The organism is Luteolibacter ambystomatis, assembly GCF_018137965.1.
Taxonomy (GTDB): domain Bacteria; phylum Verrucomicrobiota; class Verrucomicrobiia; order Verrucomicrobiales; family Akkermansiaceae; genus Luteolibacter; species Luteolibacter ambystomatis.
In genome coordinates this window covers 5232262-5256125 of the sequence record NZ_CP073100.1, presented here as the reverse complement: position 1 = coordinate 5256125, position 23864 = coordinate 5232262, and the positions used below count along the sequence as shown (strand labels likewise).

At 63.2% G+C, this 23864-nt stretch carries 24 protein-coding genes; 9 read left to right on the top strand and 15 right to left on the bottom strand.

The features are described 5' to 3' along the window. Nucleotides 1-16: 16 nt before the first annotated feature. The 3 genes from KBB96_RS20585 to KBB96_RS20575 all read right to left on the bottom strand — a co-directional run bounded on the left by KBB96_RS20585 (nt 17) and on the right by KBB96_RS20575 (nt 1961). Nucleotides 17-667, bottom strand: a complete 651-nt coding sequence (locus KBB96_RS20585) for an HAD family hydrolase (RefSeq protein WP_211631377.1) — start codon at nt 665-667, stop codon at nt 17-19. A 37-nt stretch (nt 668-704) separates the two neighbouring features. Continuing rightward, the gene (locus tag KBB96_RS20580) at nt 705-1103 is read right to left on the bottom strand and encodes a hypothetical protein (protein ID WP_211631376.1); all 399 of its coding nucleotides are present in this window, start codon (nt 1101-1103) and stop codon (nt 705-707) included. Nucleotides 1104-1208: 105 nt separating this feature from the next. Next, on the bottom strand, nt 1209-1961 hold the full coding sequence (locus tag KBB96_RS20575) for a 7-carboxy-7-deazaguanine synthase QueE (RefSeq protein ID WP_211631375.1): 753 nt from the start codon (nt 1959-1961) through the stop codon (nt 1209-1211). 137 nt (nt 1962-2098) lie between these two features. Here KBB96_RS20575 and KBB96_RS20570 point away from each other — a divergent pair, with 137 nt between their 5' ends. Further along, a complete protein-coding gene (locus KBB96_RS20570) occupies nt 2099-2623 on the top strand; it encodes a cob(I)yrinic acid a,c-diamide adenosyltransferase (RefSeq protein WP_211631374.1) in 525 nt (174 codons plus the stop codon). Between the two features lie 62 nt (nt 2624-2685). On the opposite strand, the gene KBB96_RS20565 is transcribed toward KBB96_RS20570, so the two are convergent. Beyond that, on the bottom strand, nt 2686-3066 hold the full coding sequence (locus KBB96_RS20565; protein WP_211631373.1) for a hypothetical protein: 381 nt from the start codon (nt 3064-3066) through the stop codon (nt 2686-2688). A gap of 189 nt (nt 3067-3255) precedes the next feature. Between KBB96_RS20565 and KBB96_RS20560 the strand changes: the two genes are divergently transcribed. Then, entirely contained in the window at nt 3256-5241 is a 1986-nt protein-coding gene (locus KBB96_RS20560; protein WP_211631372.1) for an alpha amylase C-terminal domain-containing protein, read from the top strand. 37 nt (nt 5242-5278) lie between these two features. Here the strand turns inward: KBB96_RS20560 and KBB96_RS20555 are convergent, their stop codons facing one another. Together KBB96_RS20555 and KBB96_RS20550 are read right to left on the bottom strand one after the other, a co-directional pair. Then, nucleotides 5279-5722, bottom strand: a complete 444-nt coding sequence (locus KBB96_RS20555) for a DUF5069 domain-containing protein (protein WP_211631371.1) — start codon at nt 5720-5722, stop codon at nt 5279-5281. A 46-nt stretch (nt 5723-5768) separates the two neighbouring features. Beyond that, nucleotides 5769-6635, bottom strand: coding sequence for a GH25 family lysozyme (locus KBB96_RS20550; RefSeq protein ID WP_211631370.1), 867 nt, complete (start codon nt 6633-6635; stop codon nt 5769-5771). 107 nt (nt 6636-6742) lie between these two features. Between KBB96_RS20550 and KBB96_RS20545 the strand changes: the two genes are divergently transcribed. After that, the gene (locus KBB96_RS20545) at nt 6743-6964 is read left to right on the top strand and encodes a hypothetical protein (RefSeq protein WP_211631369.1); all 222 of its coding nucleotides are present in this window, start codon (nt 6743-6745) and stop codon (nt 6962-6964) included. A 22-nt stretch (nt 6965-6986) separates the two neighbouring features. On the opposite strand, the gene KBB96_RS20540 is transcribed toward KBB96_RS20545, so the two are convergent. From KBB96_RS20540 to KBB96_RS20530, 3 genes are all read right to left on the bottom strand, one after another. Further along, entirely contained in the window at nt 6987-9938 is a 2952-nt protein-coding gene (locus KBB96_RS20540) for an alpha-amylase family protein (RefSeq protein WP_211631368.1), read from the bottom strand. A 74-nt stretch (nt 9939-10012) separates the two neighbouring features. Continuing rightward, nucleotides 10013-10837, bottom strand: coding sequence for an SAM-dependent methyltransferase (locus KBB96_RS20535; RefSeq protein ID WP_211631367.1), 825 nt, complete (start codon nt 10835-10837; stop codon nt 10013-10015). Then, nucleotides 10834-11907, bottom strand: a complete 1074-nt coding sequence (locus KBB96_RS20530) for a phosphate acyltransferase (protein ID WP_211631366.1) — start codon at nt 11905-11907, stop codon at nt 10834-10836. The genes KBB96_RS20535 and KBB96_RS20530 overlap by 4 nt, the downstream gene beginning before the upstream one ends. Nucleotides 11908-11983: 76 nt before the next feature. Between KBB96_RS20530 and KBB96_RS20525 the strand changes: the two genes are divergently transcribed. Next, nucleotides 11984-12778, top strand: a complete 795-nt coding sequence (locus KBB96_RS20525; RefSeq protein ID WP_211631365.1) for a histidinol-phosphatase — start codon at nt 11984-11986, stop codon at nt 12776-12778. 18 nt (nt 12779-12796) lie between these two features. After that, nucleotides 12797-12985, top strand: coding sequence for a hypothetical protein (locus tag KBB96_RS20520; protein ID WP_211631364.1), 189 nt, complete (start codon nt 12797-12799; stop codon nt 12983-12985). A gap of 6 nt (nt 12986-12991) precedes the next feature. Here the strand turns inward: KBB96_RS20520 and KBB96_RS20515 are convergent, their stop codons facing one another. From KBB96_RS20515 to KBB96_RS20490, 6 genes are all read right to left on the bottom strand, one after another. Next, on the bottom strand, nt 12992-13876 hold the full coding sequence (locus tag KBB96_RS20515; protein ID WP_211631363.1) for a metallophosphoesterase family protein: 885 nt from the start codon (nt 13874-13876) through the stop codon (nt 12992-12994). Nucleotides 13877-13977: 101 nt separating this feature from the next. Beyond that, nucleotides 13978-15321, bottom strand: a complete 1344-nt coding sequence (locus KBB96_RS20510) for an alkaline phosphatase family protein (protein ID WP_211631362.1) — start codon at nt 15319-15321, stop codon at nt 13978-13980. Nucleotides 15322-15419: 98 nt separating this feature from the next. Continuing rightward, nucleotides 15420-16301: a bifunctional methylenetetrahydrofolate dehydrogenase/methenyltetrahydrofolate cyclohydrolase FolD gene (gene folD, locus KBB96_RS20505; RefSeq protein ID WP_211631361.1), complete on the bottom strand. Its 882-nt coding sequence runs from the start codon at nt 16299-16301 to the stop codon at nt 15420-15422. Continuing rightward, nucleotides 16298-16990, bottom strand: a complete 693-nt coding sequence (locus KBB96_RS20500) for a lysophospholipid acyltransferase family protein (RefSeq protein WP_211631360.1) — start codon at nt 16988-16990, stop codon at nt 16298-16300. The genes folD and KBB96_RS20500 overlap by 4 nt, the downstream gene beginning before the upstream one ends. A gap of 4 nt (nt 16991-16994) precedes the next feature. Beyond that, complete coding sequence (locus KBB96_RS20495) at nt 16995-18494, bottom strand: xylulokinase (RefSeq protein ID WP_211631359.1); 1500 nt, start codon at nt 18492-18494, stop codon at nt 16995-16997. Between the two features lie 87 nt (nt 18495-18581). Continuing rightward, complete coding sequence (locus KBB96_RS20490) at nt 18582-19025, bottom strand: hypothetical protein (protein WP_211631358.1); 444 nt, start codon at nt 19023-19025, stop codon at nt 18582-18584. A gap of 123 nt (nt 19026-19148) precedes the next feature. Between KBB96_RS20490 and KBB96_RS20485 the strand changes: the two genes are divergently transcribed. The 4 genes from KBB96_RS20485 to KBB96_RS20470 all read left to right on the top strand — a co-directional run bounded on the left by KBB96_RS20485 (nt 19149) and on the right by KBB96_RS20470 (nt 23841). After that, nucleotides 19149-19652, top strand: a complete 504-nt coding sequence (locus tag KBB96_RS20485) for an iron-sulfur cluster assembly scaffold protein (RefSeq protein WP_211631357.1) — start codon at nt 19149-19151, stop codon at nt 19650-19652. A gap of 54 nt (nt 19653-19706) precedes the next feature. Then, nucleotides 19707-21446: an ABC transporter ATP-binding protein/permease gene (locus KBB96_RS20480; RefSeq protein ID WP_211631356.1), complete on the top strand. Its 1740-nt coding sequence runs from the start codon at nt 19707-19709 to the stop codon at nt 21444-21446. Nucleotides 21447-21523: 77 nt separating this feature from the next. After that, the gene (locus KBB96_RS20475; RefSeq protein ID WP_211631355.1) at nt 21524-21928 is read left to right on the top strand and encodes a hypothetical protein; all 405 of its coding nucleotides are present in this window, start codon (nt 21524-21526) and stop codon (nt 21926-21928) included. Between the two features lie 20 nt (nt 21929-21948). Next, the gene (locus tag KBB96_RS20470; RefSeq protein WP_211631354.1) at nt 21949-23841 is read left to right on the top strand and encodes a hypothetical protein; all 1893 of its coding nucleotides are present in this window, start codon (nt 21949-21951) and stop codon (nt 23839-23841) included. Nucleotides 23842-23864 lie beyond the last annotated feature (23 nt).

Genomic DNA, 23864 nt, shown 5'->3' with positions numbered 1-23864 from the left:
CCCCCACGGTCAGCACTCAAAGCAACAACGCACAAAGCTGCCCGGCGTCCTCCGCCATCGCATCGGCTCCGGCAGCCACCAATGCCTCACGATCGTGATAACCCCACGTCACGGCAACCGTCCGCATGCCCGCGCGTTTGCCGGTATCGAGATCCATGGTGGAGTCCCCGATCATCGCACAGGCAGCCGGTTCCAACCCAAAGGCCGCCGCGATTTCCAACGCTCCCGCCGGATCCGGTTTGCGTGGCACTTCCGGCCGCTGCCCGAGCACCAGATCGAACTTCGCGCCGGGAAACAACGTGGTCACCATTTCCACCGTGAAGGGATGCGGCTTGTTCGAAAGCACCGCCAGCCGATGTCCGGCCGCCGCCAGTTTCTCCAGCATCTGCGGCACACCGGGATAGATGTCCGTGCCATCCCGCCATGCTGCGGCGTAATGAATCTTGAAGGTGGCTTCCATCTCATCGATGCCGCTCTCGGTGATCTCCCCACCCGCCGCGCGGCGCAGCAGGTCACGCGCGCCATTCCCGATGAAACGGCGCACCGCCGCGTGATCGTGGATGTCCCGGCCATGATCGTGGAGCGTGCGGTTCAGCGCGGCGGCGATGCCGCGCAACGAGTCCACAAGGGTGCCATCGAGATCAAAAATCAGTCCGCTGCTTGCCACGCCGCGAAGCTGGCCGGACCGGTCCCGGATGGGAAGATCAGAAGCTGATCAGGCTCACCAGTTCGGTATCGCTGTAGCGGTCGAGATGATCCGCAGCGGCAACGAGCACTTCAGAGTCGGTGATATCCTGCACCGCATCGAAGGACTCGGCAGCGGGCGCGTTGTTTGCGACCGGGCCGGGCTTCGCAGCCGGAGGATGGGAAACGACCGCCTGGACTGTCAGCACGATCGCGGCGGTGGCCGCAACGAGCCCGCCCACAGAAACCGGCAGCGCCCAGCGCTTCCACCATGGGGCGGGAGCTTCGTCCAAGCGCACGGCGCGCATCACGTTGTCGGCGAAACGCGGGCGTGCGGAAACCGGCGGAGCTTCATCGAGAAGCTTCCAGACGGAGTCCGATTCCCAGTTTTCGTCTTCGGGCAGCGGGTTGCGGTTCATGGGCGGAGGCGATTCACCGGGAGAAACCCCGGCGCGATCCGCAGGTTGCGGAAAATCAGCGTAAAAATCAACCCCCTGCTGCCAAACGCCCTGAATTCCAAGGATTCAGACCCCGCGCTTGTCGCCCCAGAGCCGGACGTGGAGCCGGTCGCAGAAACGGAACCCATGGTCCCGGCACAGGTCCGCCAGCCACGGCCCACGCTGGTCCAGCTCGGCGGGAGTCCGCCCTTCCGGCATCAGCAGCACCCGCTCGCGAGGCAGGGGCATCACCTGCACCAACGCCAGCACCTCGTCCAAATCCGCCGGACTGGCGATGACGAACTTGAACCAAGCCTTGCCTGTCTCCGCGAGGAGCCGGAGCACCTCCGGCTTCAACCGCATCGAGGTGGCCATGCCGGAATTCGACAGCTTCGGCGACACGTTGAACTGGTTCACCACCTCCGCGAAGTCCGCGGACGGAGCCATCGTGCCATTGGTTTCCACCTCGAACACATACGCCGGATCGCGCCGCCGCAGTGCCGCGATCAGTTCCAGCCAACCGTCCTGCTGGATCAGCGGTTCGCCGCCGGTGAGCACCACGCGGCGGCACGGAAACGCCGCCACCCGCTCCGCGATGGCTTCCGGAGCCATTTCAAAGGTCACGTCCTCCTTGCGATGCTTCTCATAGCCCGGAGTGCCGTCCTTCTCGTGGGTCCACGCCGTGCCAACGAAGTTCCAGGTGTGGTCGGTGTCGCACCAGTGGCAGTGGAGGTTGCAGCGCGAGGAGCGGACGAAGACCGCGGGCAGCCCGGCGGAGATGCCCTCGCCCTGCAGGGTGAAGAACAGTTCCGGTCCGTCGTTCAGCTTCGCCAGTTTCATCCGCGGGAAATCTAGGCCGGGATTCCGGCTGCGGGAATGAGGAACCACGAATGCACACGAATGGACACGAATTTTTATCAGACGCCTATTGGCCATTCGCGGTTGCTTCCTGCTCATCGCTTCCCGCAACCTCCGCCATGAGCATCATCACCGGTCGTGGCGACGAGGGACAGACGGATCTCCTGTTCGGCAAGCGCATCGCGAAGACTTCGCTGCGCGTCGATGCACTGGGGTTGGTGGATGAGCTGAATGCCGCACTCGGCCTCGCCCGCGCGGCCGGTCCCACCGATGAAGCGCTCTCGATCATCGACGACATCCAGGAAAAGCTTGTCGGCCTGATGGGGCAGATCGCCTGCCTGCCCGAGGACGAGGAACGCTATCGCGAAAAAGGCTACGCCGCCGTCCACCCGGAAGATGTCACGGCCCTGGAAACCATCGCCAAGGAGCACGAAGCCCGCGGGGTGCGCTTCACCGGTTGGGCACGTCCGGGCGCGGAAGGCTCCATGGCCCGGGCCGGGATGGACTTCGCCCGTACCATCGCCCGCCGGGCGGAACGCGCCGTGCTGGCGCTCCACGAATCCGGCGAACGGGTGCCGCAGGAAGTCCGTCTCTATTTCAACCGCCTCTCCGATCTCCTCTGGATCCTCGCCCGCGTGAGCTGAAAAAAGCGGTGGCGGTCCCGCCAGGAACCGCCACCAACGAACCACCGGATAAAGGAAAAACGTCAGGCCAGCCGGAGCCGCCACAGCCCCTCCTCATCCGCATCGCGCCACGCCGGGCGCCGCGCGATGGGATCCTGGAGCGTGCGGACGGTTTTCCGACCGCCGACGTAGACGAAGGAATCGCAATCGATCTCCACCACTTCGAGGCCCATGTAGTAGGTGCTCTTCAAGGTCGCCACGGCATTCGAACCGAAGGCCGCCGAGAGGTGCCCGCGCAGCAGCGCGGCCTCCCTACGACCGAGGAACAGGCAAGCCGGAGTGCGATCGTAAGAGCTCTTTCTACGGATGAGATCGGACACCGCCCGGGAATCCCAGCCTCCCTCAAGGGAAAGCTCTGGTTCCAGGCTGCGGGTGTCTGGCAGCAGGTAGGACTTCGCGATCATTTCGTCTTGGGTGCCTTCGCGGCACGCCCTTGGATAAGATTCATGACTAATATTGTCAATTCACTAATGATTATTTTAATGATTTTTCTACTCTAGTTACTAAAGATTGAATTCCGTAAGGAAAATCAGTCCGTAAAAATACGGCGTTTCGTCTTTCTTGTGGCACGCTATGAGCAAGAGTGAGGGCGCATGAGCGAAATCCCGCTGTTGGTTCATAACGACCCTTGGCTGAAGCCCCACGAAGACGCGATCCGCCGCCGCCTGAACCGCTTCCGGGACACGCTCAAAGGCATCGAGAACCAAACGGGTTCGCTCGCCGCCTACGCCACCGGTCATAAATTCACCGGCATCCACTGGCAGGACTCATCGAAAAGCTGGATCGTCCGCGAGTGGGCTCCGAAGGCCAAAGCGGTCTCGTTGATCGGCGATTTCAACCGCTGGAGCCGCGACACTCATCCTCTGGTGCAGTCCACCGGCGGCATCTGGCAGCTTCGCCTGCCCGCGGACACGCTCGGCCACGGCCAGCGGGTGAAGCTGCATGTGACGGGAGCGGACGGTTCCCGCCGCGACCGCATCCCCGCCTGCATCCGCCGCGCGGTGCAGGACCCGGTGACCCACGACTACTCCGGCCAGATATGGAGTCCGCCGCAACCTTACGTCTGGCAGCACTCCTTCGATCCCGCCACGGTCAAATCCCCTTTCATCTACGAGGCCCATGTCGGCATGTCCGGTGAGGAAGGCCGGGTCCACACCTACCGCGAATTCGCCGATCAGGTGCTGCCGCGGATCAAGACAGGCGGCTACAACACGGTGCAGCTCATGGCCGTGCAGGAGCATCCCTACTATGGCTCCTTCGGCTACCACGTGTCCTCGTTCTTCGGCGTCACCTCACGCAGCGGCACGCCGGATGACCTGAAGTATCTGGTCGATACCGCCCATGGCCTGGGCATCGCGGTGCTGCTGGACGTGGTCCATTCCCATGCCGTGAAAAACATGGCGGAAGGTCTCAATGACTTCGATGGCTCCGGAAACCAGTATTTCCACGCCGGAGGCCGCGGCGATCATCCGCAGTGGGATTCGAAGTGCTTCGACTACGCCCGCCCGGAGGTCCGCCAGTTCCTGCTCTCCAACCTGCGCTGGTGGCTGGAGGAGTTCCATTTCGACGGCTTCCGCTTCGATGGCGTGACCTCGATGCTCTACCACTCCCACGGCGCGAAAGCCTTCAACAGCTATGACGACTACTTCGGCGGCGATGCCGACGAGGACTCGATCCTCTACCTCCAGCTCGCCACCACCCTGATCCACCGTCTCAAGCCCGGCGCGATCATCGTGGCGGAGGACATGTCCGGCATGCCGGGCCTGTGCCGGCCGGTGGAGGAAGGCGGAGTCGGATTCACCCATCGCCTCGCGATGGGATTGCCGGACCACTGGATCAAGCTGCTCAAGGAGATCCCCGACGAAGGCTGGGACCTCAGCCAACTCTGGAATGTCGTGACCAACCGCCGCCACGGCGAAGCCACCATCGCCTACGCCGAGAGCCATGACCAGGCCTTGGTGGGGGACAAGACCCTCGCCTTCTGGCTGATGGACAAGGAAATGTACTGGCACATGGCGGTCGAGGATCCCGATCCGGTGATCGAACGCGGCATCGCCCTGCACAAGATCATCCGCCTGATCACCTTGGCCTTCGGCGGCGAGGGCTGGCTGAACTTCATGGGCAATGAGTTCGGCCATCCCGAGTGGCTCGATTTCCCGCGCGAGGGCAATGGCTGGTCGTTCCACCACTGCCGCCGCCAGTGGTCGCTGGTGGACAACCCCGATCTCAAATACAAATGGCTCGCCGCCTTCGACCGCGCCCTGATCGGACTCGCGGACCACCACCATCTGCTCGCCACCCCGCAGGCGAACCTCCTCAACCTCGACCTTGAGAACAAGGTGATCTGCGCCGAGCGCGGCAACCTGATCTTCGTGATCAATCTGTCCGTGGACCGCTCGATCCCAGACTACCGCCTGCCGGTCGCGAAGGGCGGCGACTACCATCTGGTGCTCGACACCGATGCCGTGGAGTTCGGCGGACAAGGCCGCATCGACCGGACCATCGCGTATCCGGTCGATGAGGAAGGCAAGCTGAGTGTTTATACTCCCGCGCGCACCGCTCTGGTGTTCGCGAAGTGAATCCGTGGCGGCGGTTTCCAACCACCGCCACGATTCTTCAATCCAGCTCCGCGTCATGAAACGCGGCCCAGTCTTCGAGGTTGTTCAGGTTGATCGCATCAAGGAACGGCGGCTTGTCCTCATCGAAACCGGCTTCCGTAAGGATCGACCTGCGGGTGTCATCACCGTGGTTGTAGCCGCGGATCGCACGGTTGAGCTTCTCGATGGTGGCCGCGTCGGTCTTCGAGCCTTTCTGCTCGATGATCCATTCCTCGAACTGCGGATAAGTGGGATGGTGCTCATCCACGTATTCGGTCACGGCATCCTCGGTAAGCCCCAGCGCGTCGATGACCATCTTGTCGAACCCCTTGCCAATGGCGGGATAGCCGTCGGCGAGCTTGCCCACGGAGGCGAGGGAAACCTTGAGCCACAGGCGCGGCAAATGGAGCACGCCGAGCGGACCGGCGATGCCGGAGCTGATGAGAGGGACGATTTTGTTCATGGCGTCCCTAACCAAGCACAGCCCGGCGCGCCGTTCAAATTCCTTGTCAATGGGCGGCCATGCCATGGCGCGCCCAGAATCCGGCCAGTTCGCCGGAGCTGCCGTTGAAGACATTGCGCTCCACCGGGCGGTCGAGGCTGCCGAAATACGGACCGGAGCGGAAACGGCCGTGCGAATAATGCTTCGGCACGGAACGACCGCGCTGCCAATCGACACCGGCATACTGCCACAGCGTCCAGTCGTGCCAGACGTCATACTGCTTCACCAGGCCTTCCGGATTCCCCGGCGCCGGGAAGATCCGGCCCGCACCGCTCTCGTGCGAGTAGAGCGCCACCCAGTACGGTGAACGCCGTAGTTTCGCCTTCGTGGCGGAATCGGCGGAACGCAGCATCAGCTTCAGGTGCTCGCTGTTCTCCAGATAAATGACGGGCGTCACCCCGGTGCGGGATTCCACGCGGTCGATGAAGCGGGTGATGTCGGAAAGGCGGGAGTTCGCATCGAAATCCCCGCACAACAGCATGCGGCCGGTGCGCCAGGAACGGCCCCGCGCGATCTGCTGCATGCGCGTGACGAACTGGTCGGCCTGCGCGGCGGCGTCCACGTGGTTCTGAAGGCGGTAATAGGCACCCACCAGCATCCCGGCGCGGTCCGCGGAGGCGAGGAAATCGGCGCACTTCGTATCGAGCACGCCGCCCTTGCCGCAGCGGGCGATCAGTCCCTGGGCTCCGTTCGCACGGAGAGCGGAAACGTCATGCTCGGAATAGGAGCGGCCCGCCCGTTGCTTTTCCTTCGGATCGTAGCCGGAGACATTGATGATCTGCGGATGGCGCGGCGAGGGAATGCCGGCGGAACCACCGCCGCCGCACTGGGTGAGGAGCCCCGCAAGGGGGATGAGCAGCAGGAGCTTTTTCATGCGTTTGCGCTCCATCCTGCCCCATCGGAAGGCTGCTGTCGAAGTGGAAACCGGCCTGTTTCGATTTCCACTGGATTCCGAAGAAATCGGGGTGATGTTAGAGAACCATGAAAGGCCAAACCATTCTGGGAGTGATTCTCATCATCGTGGGAGCGGTGTTGCTTACCTACAAGGGATTCACCACCACCAAGGAAACCGCCCGCATCGAGGTGGGGGACGTTCGCCTGAGTGCCAAGGAGCCGGTGACCTACCGCGTCTCGCCGTGGATCGGCGGAGCCGTCCTTGCCGCGGGAGTTGTAGTCGTCGTCATGGGGGTGAAACAGAAGTAGCGCACCCAAACGTTGGCGCATGTCACTTGAAGTCCAGCGTCACCGGCGCGGACGCTTCCTTCGACACGAATGCCTCGCCCTCGAAAAACGCCCAGTCCTTGTCGGTCGTCTGGGTGCCGGTTTGCGCGGAAGACTGGACCCATGATCCATCCGCGAGCTGCACCCGCAGACGGGCACCACGGAACTTGAACTTGTCCTCCGCGGTCGAGCGGCGGATTTCGATCGTGTTGGATGCCTTCAGACTCTTCAGCGCCTCCGCATCCAGATCGAACGGCCGGTTCTGCCATTCATCCCCCACCACTGGCAACTCGACGAGTTTCCGGCCATTCAGGAAAAGAGTCTTCACCCCGGACGTTCGGTCGTTCACTCCGAACAGTCCGACCGTCAGCTTCGCCGCCTTGATGCCGGAAAGTTCCGCCGGAGTGAGGGCACGCGACGCCGTTTGGACAGCCGTCACCGGAGACTCCGCGATCAAGCGCACCGTCTGGCTGCGCAGCCCCGCGTCAATGGCCCATGGCACCGTGGCTTCGGGAAATGAAGCATCCTTGCCCGCCCGCTCGACCAACAACCATGCCTCGGCGGTTCCTTCCTTGCCATCCGTATCTGCCAGCGAAACACGAACTTCCTTGCCGATGGAAGACTTCACATCAAAGGACCCCATCGTCCAGGTGCGCGCCTTGTCGCTCGGCATGCCCGCGCGGGCATAGCCGGGGAAAGGATTGAGCCGCGCCTTGCTGGTGCGGAGCGGAGTGGCCACCTGGCCGTTGATCTTCACCTCCGGGAGATCCGGATAACCGATGACCAGCACCTCCACGCGGCCTTTGACATCCGAGGGCACGATGGCGGACGCTTCCTTGCCGGAAACCTTCGTCGGCACGGCGGAAAGCGCGGCAACCGTCTTGGAGCCGCCCGGATCGAACTCCACGGCGAGGGTCTGGTAGCCGGGAACCTCGACGCGGATCGTGCCGCCATCCCTCTTCACCGGCGCTCCATCCGCATGATAGGGAAACACCACCCGGGAGCGAATCTCGCCGGAGGTGAACGGCGATGGAATTTCCAACGTCTGCGTTTCAGCGGAGGGATTCCGCGTCACCAGTACGCCGTGGGAGCCATCCCAACCGATGTAACCGTAAACATGGCCCTCGTCCGGACGCCCCCCGACATACTCGGTCTTCGCCAGCGCCTTGAAATTCCTCTCCGCCCAGCGGTGGATGGTCCCCAGCGCCTTCCAGTGTTCCGGCGTGGCGGTCTTCGGCGTGATGTACCACTCCTTCATCTGGATACCACGTCCATAGTACATCATCACGTGGTCCGCCCATTCGCGGACTCCATCACCGGGTCCTTCGAGCTGGTGCTTCTCGTTCAGAATGATGCCGTGGGTCATCAGGCGGGAGATCGGCACCAGCGGACGGTCCTTCGCATCTCCCCACATGCGCCACAGGAAGGTATCGCGGTCGGTGGTGGCCATGTTCCGCACGGAAAGCTCCGGCCAGTTGCCATTCGCTCCATCGTCGCCCGCCAGCATCCACAACGCGTCGCCGTGCATCAGCCACCATGGCGAGAACCACATCCAGTTGGTGAGGTTCTGATAAACCTGCGGATTCGCCCCGCGTGTCGCTTTCAAAAGCGAGATCATCGCGTCCACGTTCGCCTCATGGCCGTGGCGGTCGGTCGGCGGATGGCCGTTGCCCTCGCCAATATCCGAAAGGTGGTTGAAGTCATGCTTGAAGTAGCCGACCTTGCCCTCCCCCGCCAAGCGGACGAGCTGCTTGCGCAGCAACTCCTGATAGGCCGGATGGCTCAGCGAGTAGTGCGCGAAGTAGCGTGAAAAATACGGATTCGCCTTCGCCCGCACGTAGCCCTGGCTCTCGCCCCACTTGATATCGGTGTTGGTGCCATCCAGCGCCAGCCACAGACCAAGCTCCGTGCCTTCCCTCTTCAGTGCCTCGCTGAGTTTCACCAGATCCGTGAAGCCACCGGGGAAATCGCGCTGAGCCGGTTCCCACACCGACTTGCGATCCTGCCATCCATCGTCCGGCACCATCGCATCGATCTTCACGCCATACGGCTTCACCGCCTTGGCGAAGTCCTTGTAGATCGCGATGAAGCTGTCGACCTTGAGCGACTTGCCCGCCGGGTCGAACCAGTTGTTGTAGTGCGTGAAGCTGCGATCCGGTTTCTCGATGGTCTTGATGTAAGCATTGAACTGATCAACCACCGGCCCCGCCGCACCGCCACCGGCGACCGCGGTCTTGCTGACGATCTGCCAGGTGGTGCCGTTCTTCACCGCATAGCCGGGGAAATGGAACAGGCGGATGAGACCCGGACGCCCCTTCGCGTCCTTGTCGCGACCTTGCAGGTCCACGAAACTGTAGTTTCCTACCAGCTCATAGTGATGCTTGTCCGGCTCGGGGGTGTTGCCATCGGTGTGGCGGCTGTGACCGGCGGGATATTCGAGGCCAAAGAACCAACGGTCACCGAGGAACACCGGCTCGCCGCGACCGCCGCGGGTGGCATCGCCCTTCGCGGAAAAGCGCTCGACCTCCAGACGATCCACGGTCGCCTCAGCGGAATATTCCAATGCCACCGCCTTACGGATGAAGCGCTCGCCGGGAGTCGCGGTATAGCGAACCGTCACCGTGGCGGGGATGGCCGCGACCTTGTCACCCGCAGCGGGATGATACCGCACCGTCCAGACCGAGGTTTTGCCGTCCTTGGTCTCAACCGGTTTTCCCTCCGCCACGAAGTCCGCCACCGTGAACTCCGCGTCATCCATCATGCGGATGTGGAATTCATCGCTCTGCGTCTCCAGTGACTCGGTCCCGGCGATGAACTTCGTGGTCCGCCAGACCTTGCCATCGAAAGTCAGTTCGCGCTGCACCAGATCGTTGCCGATCCGCACGGTTTCGGCCCCGGCCTGCGCCGAGCCAAGTCCACCCAACAAGCCCATCAAAAGAATGTGAAATCGAAACATAACCAACAAAAACAAAGAAATCCCCGCTTCTACGGGCGTGCTAGTTCAATCTTTCGCTCCAAGGTAAAACGCCGCTAACGCCGCCTTTCTGCCGCTAGAATCAGATAGTCGAGCATCCCCCACCGATAGGCAGTCCAGATCCGCAACGAACTGAGAGCCAAACGGAACGCTTGCAGCGGCTTTCGCAGCGTCTCCCACCGCAATGCCGGATTCCGCAGCAATTCCCTGAGAGCAATGCCCATGGCATGCAGCCAGGATTGATCCACCCGATGCCCGAGCCGCTCCAGGGACACCACCTCCGCGCCCACCTCCTCAAGCCACTGTCGGCTCGTCCATTCGTCCGCCAAGCCGGGCATTTCCCCGGCCGCGCGGATCGGATCGATCAGGAGCCAGCGCGCCCAGCCGGGCACGAAATCCGCCGTGATCCACCCCGCCGTCACGATCCGTCCACCGGGCTTTACCACCCGCACCATCTCGCGGCAGGCGCGGTCAGGCTGCTCGAAATGGAACACGGACTCGATGGCCACCGCGGCTTCAAAGGCGCCCTCCGGAAAGGTGTTCTCCAGCCAGTCCCCGAGTTCATAGGAAACCCGCGAATACCCCTCGATCCCCACCGCCGCTTTATACTGGACCGCGGAAACAGTCACCGCAGTCACGTCCACCCCATGGTTCGCAGCCAGCCAGCGGGCCGGGCCACCATAACCACAGCCGACATCGCAAACCCGCATGCCGGGCTGGAGGCGGGCGGCGGTGGCGACCGCTTTCAACAGATTCGCGGTCGCCTCCGCATGGTCCGCCGTCTCCGGCAGCCAAATTCCATGATGGAGGTGCTCCCCCCACAGCGCGCGGTACCACACGTCAAGCGTGTCGTAGTGCCGCGCCGCGCCGAGGGTCTTCACACTTCGCCGTCCGGGAAGAGCTGGTGGGATTTGATGGCTTCCACACCGACTGCGGCGGCGGTGCCGAAGATGGTTTCGACCGTGGCCGTCCGCGGCACTTGGGCGGCGGGGCGGGCAAGGCCGAGGATGAGCTGGCCGTAGCCCTGCGCTCCGGCGACGTGCTGGAGCAGCTTCAGGGAAATGTGACCGGCATCGAGGTTCGGGAAAACGAGCACGTCCGCAGTCTGGCGGAAGGGCGAGTCCGGGAGCTTCACCTCCGCAGCCGCCGGATCGAGGGCCACGTCCGCCTGGAGTTCGCCTTCGATTTCCAATTCCAAATACTCCTTCCGCACCACCTCTTGGGCGATGGCGGTGGCGGCGATCATCTTGCGCGCCTCATCGGTCACGGCGGAGCCTTTGGTGGAGTGGCTGAGCAGCGCCACCTTGGCCGTGCGGCCGAGAAAATGACGGGCAACCTTGCCGGTTTCCACCGCGATGGCCGCGAGCTGGTCCACCGACGGCTGCGGGATCAGGCCGCAATCCGCCATGAACAGCACGCCGCTGCCGCCGAGATGCTTCAGGTGGTCACCCACAAGAACCATCGCACCGAAGATCTTCGGCACGGAGGGCAGCGGCTTGATGGTGTTGATCAGGGCGCGGAACAACGCGGCCGGGAGAGCCTTGTTGCCACCGACCAAGCCGTCCGCCTGGCCATACTGGGTCATCAGTGCGCCAAAGTAGTGCGGGCGGGCGACGATCTCCGCCGCATCGCCGACCTGCATGTCGCGGTAGCGGGCCATGTTGTCGACACGCTGGCAGAACAGCTGGAAATCCGAAGATTTCGGCGGATCGATGATGTTGATGAAGGTCAGCTTGATGCCGTTGTCGGCCGCCAGAGCACGGATCCGCTCGCGGTCGCCCAGCAGGATCGGGGCGATGGCTTCCTCCTTCACCAGCCGTGCCGCTGCTTCCAGCACCCGCAGATCCTCCCCTTCGGTGAAAACGATGCGTTTCGGGTGCCGGCGGAGGGCTTCGATGAGGTGCCGCGTGAACGCGTTACCGGCGGGTGCTTCAGAGGAAAGGGTCGACATGAGATTTCGGCGCTCTTGCACCGTGCCGTTACTCTAGTATCCCTGCTGAAAGTCCTTCAACCCCGAATCCGCCCGAGTGCCTGCCGACTACCATACCCACACGCCGCTCTGCCATCACGCCGAAGGCGAGCCGGAAGCCTACATCGACGCCGCGATCGCCGCGGGCCTAACGGAATACGGGATTTCCGACCACGCCCCGGCCATCCCGGAACCCTTCGATGACTGGCGGATGGCGGTGGCGGACCTGCCGGAATATTTCTCCTGGCTGGAGCGCGCCCGGACCCACGCGGCAGGTCGGATCCCGATCCGGGCCGGTCTGGAGTGCGATTGGCTGGCGGGCTGCGAGGGCTGGATCGCGGATCTGGCCGGGCGCTACCCGTGGGACTACCTGATCGGCTCGGTCCACTATCTGGGCGACTGGGATTTCGACAATCCGAAGTGGCTGGGCCGCTGGGCAGAGTCCGATGTGGAGGCGGTATGGGCCCACTACTGGAACACCTACGCCCAAATGGCGGAAAGCGGCTTGTTCGACATTCTCGGCCACGCGGATCTGGTGAAAAAATTCGCCCACGTCCCCGGCGGCGACCTCGACCGCTTCTACGAACCGGCCATCGACGCCATCGCCGCCTCCGGCTGCGCCATCGAACTGAACACCGCCGGCTGGCACAAACCCTGTGCCCAGGCCTACCCAGCCCCGCGCTTTCTGGAACTGGCCTGCTCGGCGGGCATCCCGCTGGTCATTTCCTCCGACTCGCACCATCCCTCCGAAGTGGCGCGGGATTTCCCGAAGGCCATCGAATGGGCGAAGGCGGCGGGATATCGCGAGACGTTGCTGTTCGAGGGGAGGAAGCGGAGGAGCGAAACCCTCTAAGCCCCCTGCCCCATCGTCATGTTCATCGCACTGGGATCGATTCTGATCATTCTCACGCTCCTCGCTTATCGGCGCGGGCATTTCAACGGCGGGCTCTACGAGGTCAATCGCAAGACCCAGCCATTTCAATTCCACGCATTCCTTCTCACCCAAGGCTTGCTCGGCCTTGTGCTCATTGTCACAGGTCTGCTGATGTTGCCCAAATAAGCAACCTCACGCCGGCAGCGGCATGTAGCGGCACTCGCTGCGGCCATCGGGCCAGAGCTTGAGGAGGGCGTAGCCCATCGGCGTGCGCTTGTAGCTGCCGTCCTTGCGGTCTCCGGGTTCCCACCATGAGCCGCTGAGAGCACCATTGCAGTGGAAGCGGATATTCCACAGGGCCTCGCTGCTCTGGATGTGGATGTGGCCGCTCAGGGCAACGGTCGGAGCTTCACGTGCGGCGAGCTTGTCGATCACCGCCTTCGCGCCGCTCATGTTGCCGCCATCGTAATCGCCCGCGAGCGAGAACAACGGCAGGTGTCCCGCGATGAGCAGCGGCGCGTTCTTCGGCAGCGAATCGAGCTTCTGGAACAGCCAGTCCTGCTGCGGCTTGCCAAGCGAACCACCGGAGTTCTCCAGCGTGATGATTTCCCAGCCGCCTTGTTTCGTGTGGCCCCATGGCTCCGCGATGCCAAGACGCTTGCAGACATAAGGAATACCGCGCATCGGATCGCCCTCCGGTGCAGCCCACCAGGGATCGTGGTTGCCTACGGTGTGAAGCATCGGCAGACCCTTGAACTCCGACACGACAACCTCGTCCCAGAGCTTCCACTGCTCCTCCACACGCTCGCGGGTGATGTTCTTGTAGTCGGCGGCGTAGATGCTGTCGCCGGTATTGAGGACGAGATTGATGTCACGGTGCTTCTGGCGGATCGCACGCAGGATCTTGCGGCAGCGGGCGGGTGCATCGTATTCCGGACGCAGGTGGATGTCCGTGATATGGAGAATGGTAAGCGCCGCGGCGGCATCCGGAGCGGCTGCCGCGCCCATCGGCAGAGAGGCGGCGGTCGCGGCACCAAGGGTGAGGAAGCCGCGGCGGTTGAGGGACGGGTGTGACATGGTCCGTTCTTAACGAAAAAGCGGATGGAGTCTTACGGGCAAAACCGCCGAAGTTTTGGGCGTTTCGGCCACGGACAGGTGGCGCGAAGCAGGGCTTCGCGCTACTTGCCGAACTCGGCTAGAATGGCCAGGAACACATCCTCCGCGGCATGGGCTGGGAAGGATGCACCCAATAGCACGGGCCGCTCGTCCTCCGGCACGATGTCACGACCATGCGAACCCTTCACCAGCGTGGCATCCAACGGGATGACATCCATCAGCCCACGAAAGCCGAGCTTCTTTTTCAGCAGGAACTTCGCGATCTTCAGCTTCGGGAAACGGATGGCCGGATCAAGATAAAGCTCCACCGGATCGTATCCCGGCTTGCGGTGAATATCGATGCACCGCGCATAGTCGGGAGCCTTCGCATCATCCTTCCAGAAGTAGTAGGTGAACCATGCTTCCGGCTTCGAAATGGCGATGAGATCCCCCGCCCTTTCCGCGCCGATGCCAGATCCGCCACCCTCGCGGACTTCATCCACACCGGGAGTTTTTTCGAGCAAGGCGCGGACCTCGCCGAGCAGGGAGCGGTCGTTCACATAGACATGCGCGATCTGGTGATCCGCCACCGCAAAAACCTTGCAGCCGCCGCAATCGAGCGCCTCCAGCCCAAGCTCGTCCTTGATGGACAGCCAGCCCTTGTCGCGGAAGATCCGGTTGAGATGAACCGGCTGGTTGACCGGTGAAATACCGTATTCGGAAAGAATCAGCGATTTGACACCACGGGATTCATAGTAGCTCACGAGATCCGCCACCACGCGGTCGATGGCGGCGACCTCCGAGGGGATCGACGGGTCACCCGGCCCGACCTTCTGCAATGAATAGTCGAGGTGGGGCAGATAGACGAGGCTCAGCGTGGGGCTGTGCTTGTTCTCCGTCCACTTCGCCGAATTCGCGATCCACTCGGAGGACGCGATACCGGACGCCGGACCCCAGAACGCGGGGAATGGGAATGGCCCGAGATCCGCCTTCACCTCCTCACGCAGACCCATCGGCTGGGTGTGGATATCGAAGACCTTGCGGCCATCCGCGGGATAAAGCGGCCGCGGGGTCATCGACCAATCCGCGGTGGAATACATGTTGTACCACCAGAACAGCTTCGCGCAGGTGAAGCCGGGGATCTCGCGCCGCAACGTGTCCCACACCTTCTCGCCGTGAACGATGTGGTTGCTCTGCTTCCAGAATCTCACCTCGGCGGACTCGCGGTCATACCAGCCGTTCGCCACCGCGCCATGTTCCGCAGGCGTAGTGCCGGTGACCATCGACGATTGCGCCGTGCAGGTCACCGCGGGGAATGCGGGCTTGAAGCTCTGCAAACCGTTCTTCTCTGCAAAGGCCTTCAAGAAAGGCGCGTGCGGCAGCAGCGACTTCGAGAGACCGACGACATTGATGACGGCGAGGCGCATGAGAGAGGGCTGGAAGTTAATGGTTAGAGGTTATTGGGGAAGAATGCGTAAAGGAGAGTTTTCCCCCAATAACCTTTAACGAATAACATTTAACACTCTTACGCCGTCAACTGGCGCGCGGCCTGCAGCGTGTTCTTCATCAGCATGGCGATGGTCATCGGACCGACACCACCGGGCACCGGCGTGATGGCGGCGCATTTCGGGGCGACCTCGTCGTAGGCGACGTCACCGGTAAGACGATAACCGTTCTTGGCGGTGGCGTCCTCGACGCGGTTGATGCCCACGTCGATCACCACCGCACCCGGCTTGACCCAATCGGCCTTCACCATTTCCGGGCGGCCGACAGCAGCGATGACGATGTCCGCACGGCGGCAGATAGCGGGCAGATCCTTGCTGCGGGAGTGAGCGACGGTCACGGTGGCATCGGAACCCTTCGCCATGAGCAGCAGGGCCATCGGCTTGCCAACGATCATCGAACGGCCGATGACGACCGCCTCGGCACCGCTGGTCTGCACTCCGGCGGAGGCGAGCAGGCGCATGCTGCCCGCGGGCGTGCAGGGCACGAAGCCGGACGGGTCTTCCAGCGCGAGCTTGGCGACGTTCTGCGGATGGAAGCCGTCCACATCCTTGCGCGGATCGATGGCACGGATGATCTCCTCCTCGTTGATGTGCTTCGGCGGCGGTGACTGGACCAGGATACCGTGGATGAGCGGATCGGCATTCAACTCGCGGACCACGGCAAGAAGTTCCTCCTGAGTGGTCTCGGTCGGCAGGGTGATCTTGCGGGAGTAGAGGCCGAGATCGCGGCAGGTGCGGTCCTTCGCGCCGACATACACCTTCGATGCCGGATCTTCACCAACGAGCACCACGGCCAGGCCGGGCGTCACGCCACGGGCTTTCAGTTCCGCGGTTTCGGCACGGACTTCATCGAGAACGGAGGCGGCGACGGCTTTCCCGTCGATGATTTTGAAATCGCTCATGGGGCTGGTGTGGCAGGTTCGGGATCGTGGGTGGCGGCGAGGAGAATGGACTCGATGCGGGCGCGCTCGGCCTCGAAGGCATCGTCGGAAAGCTTGGCCGGGACGGCAAGCGCCTCGTCGAAGATGACGCGGACACGGCTGAAGGGCTTCGGAATGATGAAGCGGTCCCACGATTTCAAGCGCCAGCAGGACGAGACCTCCACATGCACAGGCACCACCGGCGTGCCGGTTGCTTGGGCGAGTTTCACGAGGCCGCCTTGCAGCTTGTAGCGAGGGCCTCTCGGACCATCCGGCGTGAGACAAACGTCCACGCCCTCCTCCAGCGAACGCTTCAGGCCCACCAAAGCGGCGATGGCACGGCGGGAGCTGGAGCCGCGCACGGCTCCGATCCCAAAGGCGGACATGGCGCGGGAAAGCACATCACCATCATGGCTGGCGCTGGTGAGCACGGCAGCGCCGCGGTGCTTGCCACAAAGGCGCTTCCACGCGGCGGGGACGGAGAAGAGGCGGTTGTGCCACAGCGCGTATATCACCGGGCCGGAGATTCCATCGGGCACGCCGAGCTTGCAGCGGTCCACGATCTCATAGCGCAGGGTGGAGCACCACAGCCGCATCAACCCGCCCGCGAGGGTGCCGAAGATGGCGGTTTTCCGGCTCTTGCGGATTTCGTGGCGGGAGGCGGCGGCCATGCGTTCAGAGGAATCCGGCCGGCTGGAGTGTATCGACGAGATACTGCTGGCGGGACATCAGATGTTGGTAGAGTTCGTGGCGGCGCATGTCCGGCTCGCAGCGGCCGTGCGCCTCGGACGAGACGAGGTAGCTGGCGATTTCCCCGAAGCCAAGTGATTCACCGCTCTGGCGGAAAAACGCGACGGCCGCCTGCATGGCCGCGCCCACGGCCGGTCCCTGGCGGCTGCCAACCGGCACCACCGGCATGCCAAAGACATCCGCGAGAAGCTGGCGGGTCGTGCGGCTGACACTGGCGGCACCGAGCAAGCGGATTTCCACCGGCTCGAACCCAAGGTCGGTGAGACGGCTGACGCCATAGCCGAGCCCGAGCGCCACGCCTTCCGCTGCAGCACGGGCGAAGCCCGCAGGACTGAAATTCTGAAGCGTCATTCCGTGCAGCACACCACAGCCTTCCGGGAGGCGAGGCAGCGATTCCCCGGTGAGATAGGGCAGGAACAACAGGCCGTCCGCTCCGGGAGGAGCCGAGGCAACCGCTTGCTCGAATTGCTCCGGCGTCCAGCCGTAGTGGCGGCGCACCAGTTCGACAGCGGTCACCGCATTGGCAATGGTGGCCGTGCCCAGCCAGCCGCCGGTGGCGCTGCAAAGCGGCGAGATTTCCCCGCGCAGGTCGATGACCGGGCTGTCCTGCACGCCAACGATCGTTCCGGAGGACCCGAGTTCCACCGCGATGGAGCCATCGGTCACGCAGCCTGCGGCGAGCGCCGAGAGCATCGGCGAGGCACTCCCCGCTCCGACCTGCACCGCTTCCGAAAGCCCCCAAGCCTGCGCCAAAGCGGGCCGGAGCTGGCCACGTGGCTCGACGGGTGATTGCAGCGGTGGCAGGCGCTCGGCCAGGCCGGGATCGATGGCGTGGACGAGCTCCGCGGACCAACGGCACGAGCGGATGTCGAAAAGGCCCGTGGTCGAGGCGCTGCCGGATTCGGTGGCGCGCTCGCCCGTCAGCCAGTAGGTGATGAAATCCTGCGCGGGCAGGAAGAATGCGGTCTTTTGAAAGTGGTAGGGCTCCTGCTGCTTCAGCCACAGGCACTCGGCTGCCAGCGAATCCACGCCCGGCACCTGGCCCAGCAGCTCCAGCAGCCCGGGCGTTCCGCCGAAAACACGGGAGATTTCCTCGGCCTGGCGTTTCGAGGACAGATCGCCCGCCAGCTTCGCCGGGCGGATCACCCGGCTGGAGGCATCCAGTGCCACGGTGCCACGCAGAGGTCCGGCCACGCCGATGGCAGCCACGCGGCCCCGGCGTTCTCCAAGGGTGGCCAGGCACTCCCGCATCACATGATCCACCGCATTGATCCATCCGGCGGGATCCTGCTCGCGGTAGCCGGGAGGCAGCCCCTCGATCCAAGCATGGGGGGCGACAGCCTCGGCGGCGATCTCCGCCGCCTCAAGATCGAGCGCCACCACACGGGTTCCGGCGGGATTGATCTCGATGCCTAGAAAATACATGGGGAAGAAGACCTCCACTTCTAAACCGGTCCAGCAGACTGCCAAGCGCCAATGTTGGGCGAAATGCTTTTGGACCTTGCACCGGCTTCACACGCCCCCCGGCCTCCAGGCTCCCCAGCGGGCACGAATCGCGGGAACCAGCGGCCGGTCCCGCCACGCCAGCATGAATGCCCGCGCGGCCAGAGGGTCCGCCCCGGCATCCGGGCATTCAAAGCCGGAACCCGCCCGCACCACCCCGCCGATCACCCGGTCCACCGCCCGGGCCGCATCGGGCGGGCGCATGCCGAAAAGCCGCCTCATCTGCTCCCTCACCGTGGTCCGGTCCGGCACCCTTTCCGCGGTGGCCAGAACGGTCATCACCACCCTCTGGACCCCATCCTCCCCCAGCCGGTCCAGAGAGAATGAAAACTTCCGGTCGGCCTCCCACGCCCGCCATTCAGCGGGAGTGACATCTTCCCACTCCGCCTCACAGGGCGGCACCTCGGGACGCAAGGCCCGGAGGAATTGGAAGATACGGCGGACAAAAAACATGACCCTGTCAGCTACATCGGCGCCATTTGTCACTTTTCAGAAAAGATGCCGCAGCCCTCCGCGTGGCTCCACTTGGGGAAAATGCAGACTGGCAAGGACGTTCCTCCACAGCCAAATTCGGGCATGGACGATTTTGAATCGAAGGTGCGCGACGCCCTCGCCAACCCTCAGAACCAGGGCGAACTGGCCGACGCGGATGCCGTGGGCACCGTCGGCAGCCCAGATTGCGGGGACATGCTGCGGATGTGGCTGAAGTTCACCGAAAAGGATGGCAAGCGGGTGATCGACCGCGCCTCGTTCCAAGCTTTCGGTTGCCAGACGGCGATCGCGGTGGCCTCCATGGCCACCGAGCTGCTGAAGGGCAAGACCGCCGAGGAAGCCCGGGAGCTATCCGCCTCGGAACTGACCGGCGACCTCGGTCCGCTGCCGCCGATGAAGATCCACTGCGGCCAGCTCGTCGAAGGGGCTCTCAAGAGCGCGCTCGACCAGACACCCGCCGCCCCGGCCCCTCCGCACCCCCCACCCTGTCCGCCGGTCTCCAGCGTCCGGCGGGAAAAATCCGCATCGTACCGCTCGACGGAGTGCAACCTTCCTGACAGCCGTGTGTTTATTGCACGCGCCGGATAGGAATGACCTGTTCACTGCGTTTGCTACTTTTCCGAAAACCCTCCCAGCTTTCCCGTGCTCGAACTCAAGGACGTTTGTTTCACCATCCGCAAGGACGGCGAGGATGCCAACCTCGTCGACAAGGTCTCGATCCAGATCCCGAAAGGGCATTTCATGGCCATCGTCGGCCCTTCCGGCTGCGGCAAGACCACCCTGCTCAAGACCATCGCCGGACTGAATCCCGAATCCGATGGAGCGCTCATCTGGGACGGCCGGGATCTCTCGAAGGAGGGCGACTTTTCCCCATCCGAAATCGGCTACGTACCGCAGTTCTCGATCGCCTATGATCCGCTGACGGTGGACGAATCGGTGGAGGCCGCCACCCGCCTGCGGGTGAAGACGAAGAACAATGCCGAGCTCGACCAGCGAATCGACCGGGTGCTGGAGGAAACCGGTCTCGCTCCCATCGCGGACCGCCCGGTGAAGGTGCTCTCCGGCGGCCAGAAGCGCCGCCTCGGCCTGGCCATGGAGCTGGTTTCCGATCCGAAGCTGCTGCTCTGCGACGAAGTCACCAGCGGCCTCGATCCGCGCTCGGAGCGCGAAATCGTCCGCCTGCTGCACGATCTTTCGCGCAAGGACGGCCGGATCGTCCTGTCCGTGACCCACTCCTTGGCGCACTTGGAGCTCTATGATTCCATCCTGGTCCTCCATGAGGGCCGGGTCGCCTACCACGGCCCGCCGGACCAACTGACCCACTACTTCTCCGTCAAGGACACCGAGGAGGTCTATCCGCGTCTCGCGGGCCAGCCGTCCGACCGATGGCAATCGTCCTGGGAAAAACACCGCGTTTCCTACTACAAGATGCTGGAGCGCAACCGCGAGAAATCGGTGGCTTCCGGTGCCCTGAGCCTGCCTCCGGCAAAGGTGGAGGGTGAAGAGGTGAAGGACGAGGTCGCGACGAAGATGCCGGGCCTTGTCAGCCAGTTCGGCACGCTGCTCTCCCGGCGATGGCGGATTTTCTTCCGCGACCGCGGGCAGGTGCTGCTCCAGCTCGCGATCATGATCTGCTTTCCGCTGCTGGTGATCCTCTTCAGTGACAAGGCGAAGGATCCGATCCGGAAATATTCTGATACCCGCCAGTCGGACATGCAGGAGGAGGTTCAGGAACATCAGAACGTCCGCATGGACCAGGTCAAGGTCGGCTCCGCCGTGTCCGGGATCATCATGTTCCAGGTGGTGTTGCTGGCGCTGATGGGCTCGAACAACTCCGCACGCGAAATTGCCGGAGAGCGGTTGATTTACGAAAAGGAGAAGTTCGGTGGCCTGCGGCCCTCGGCCTACCTCGCCAGCAAAGTCGCGTTCCTGTCCTGCCTGGTGATCGCGCAGTCGCTGTGGATGGCCTTTTTCGTGAACACTTTCGGCCAGTTCCGCGGCGACTTCGTCCAGCACGCGGGTTTCCTGCTGCTGGTGAATGGAGCGATGACGGCAATCTGTCTCGCCATCTCATCGCTGATGCGGACCGCCGAGCAGGCCTCCCTGCTTTCCATCTACCTTGTGGGCTTCCAGCTTCCTCTTTCGGGTGCCGTGCTGGCCCTGCCGGAAAGCGTCGAGACCTATACCCGCCCGTTCATCTCTTCCTACTGGGCGTGGTCCGGTAGCGTTGAGGGTCTCCAGACCCAGGTCCACGATGCCGTGAAGGCGGTGATCGACACCACCCTGTCCTCCCGGGACGCCTGTCTCTACACGCTCGCCGCCCACATTGGAGTCGCCCTTTTCGCCTCCTGGCTGGGAACCCGCCGCCATCAATGGGACTGAAAGTTCCCCATTCCATGGCCACTCTTCCCGTGCTATCGCTCCCGTAAGATTCCCCGTTTCCGAACCGAATTCGCATCATGCCTCGTCGCGCCAGTTCCAGTCTCCATCCCGGCATCATCATCGGCATTGTCGCCGGGGTGGCCGTCCTCTTTTTCGCCGGAAAGGCGCTTCTTCCCAAAAAATCCGCCAACTTCGGCGATCTCACCCAGTTGAACATGGAAGAGTTTCTCCAGAACGGCAACAGCCTCCGCGGCAGCGAGTATGTGGTGGAGGGCACCGTGGATGAAAAGCTGCGCTGGACTCCGGACCGCGGCCAGGTGCTGAGCGTGAAGGTCGGCAGCGGCGAGCAGGCGAAGATGATCGGCATCGAAGTTCCCGCCGAGTTCAACAACCGCAACATCGAGCGTGAGCAACGCTATCAGTTCAAAGTGAAGTTCCGCCAGGGTGGCATCCCCGTCGCCACCGGCATCAACCGCCTCTGAGGCTCATCCCCGCACAAGCCATGAAACCCTTCTACACGCTTCTCCTCCTCTCGGGCATGGCCGCCGGCCAGGGCGGGGTCTACGTGCCGCCGCCCACCGCCCCGGTGACGCCGCCGAGCCAGGACACCACGGTCACCCGGCCGCAACAGCCGGACAAGAAGAGCCCGCTCGGCAGTGAACTGCCGATGCTCGATCCATCCGCGGAGACAATCACCATCGGCGGCATGACCATTCCGCTGGGGGACAACCGCATCCTCAAGGCGCGGTTCGAGAAGTATCTCAGCCAGCCGCCGGAAAGTTCGGAGGAAGCGATGGAGTACCGCGCCAACATCAAGGACATCCTCGCCACGATCTCCCCGCTCCGCCAAGGCGGACCACAGCTCTACGAGGCATTCAAAAAACTGCCGTCCGCAGGCACCTACCCGGGCGATGCCAACATCTGCAGTTCGCTGGCCGAGGCCATCTACGTGGCCATGCTGGCCAAGCAGGACGTGAATGGGCTGAAAGGACTCAACGATTCCATCGAGCAGGAAAAGAAAGCTCTCACCGCCAAGCAGGACTGGGAAACCTCCCACAACCGCTCGCAGATGCTGGATCAGACGACCCGGACCAACCAGGGGACGACCACCCAGCAGGTGGAACGTGAAGGCACGGGCACCAAATCGCTTGCTTACAAGGACGCCCTCCGCCGCATCGTCGAGATCGAGGCCCTCAAAAAGAAGAACATCCTCCAGACGGAAGTTCAGACGATCCAGGCCAAAACCCAGTATCAGGTGAACATGATGCAATGGTTCGCCCAGCGCCGCTATGAGCACGTCCTGATGGCCTCCCGTTTCTACAACCAGATCTGGAAGGACGGGGACTCCGCCCTCCGCATCGACAAGAACTCGGACGTCAGCAAGCTCTTCACCCAGTCCGTGGGCATGAGCCCGACAGTGTCCTCGCTCGACTCGTTCTCCAACGATGCCATTCGCGAGGTGGACAAGTACATCGAGGCCTTCAATTTGATGCTGACCCGCGGCGAACTTCATTCCGCCTCGCAGCGGTTGATGGAAGCCTATGCCATCGGCGAATACCTCGGCCCGGTCGCATCCCTCTCACTGGACAAGAAGCTCCGCGTGGCCGCCTACGTCCGCGACCTTCATGAGCTCTATGGTTCCCTGGAAGCCCACGATTACACCCGTGCGAAGACGCTGGCCGACAAGTTGAAGACCGATGCGAAGGACTTCCCGTCCTCGAAGGTGGACAGTGCCATCGCCGGCTACACCCTCGCCTCCGACCTCGCCATCGAGGAAGCGAAAGCCCAGTTGCTCTCGAAAAACAACGACAAGGCCGCCGAGAAGATCAAGGCCGCCGCGGAAATCTGGCCGACCAATCCGAAGCTCTCCGAATTCCGCCAGATGATCGGAGCCGCCGGTCCGTTGGTCACCGCCCGCAACGACTTCGACCGCCTGCTCACCGAAAAAAACTATCGTGAGATCCTGCGCCGCCAATATGAGCTGGCCCCGGCGATTCAGGGTGATCCGGGCCGCGAGGACGCCTTCAAGCAGATCATCACCAACCTGACCAAGATCGAAACCGCCCTCGGCAAGGCCGCCGAGTTTAGCAAGATGGGCCAGTCCTGCGCGGCTTGGGAACAGCTCGCCGAGCTGCGCGAATCCTTCCCGGACGATCCGAAGCTGGGTCGTGAACTGGAGCTGCTCGCGCCCAATGTCTCCCAGTTCACCAACGCGCTCGACCGCGCCAAGCAATTCGAAAACCGCGATCAGAAACAGACCGGCTCCGCCTTGGCCTGGTACCTGAAAGCCAAGCAAATCTTCGCGGGCAGCAAGTTTGCCGACCAAGGCATCAAGCGCGTGCTCAATGACATCCTGCCGGAAGACGGCGCGGGAGCCACTTCCAGCACGAAGTAACAACTCGAGCTATTTCAGCCTTT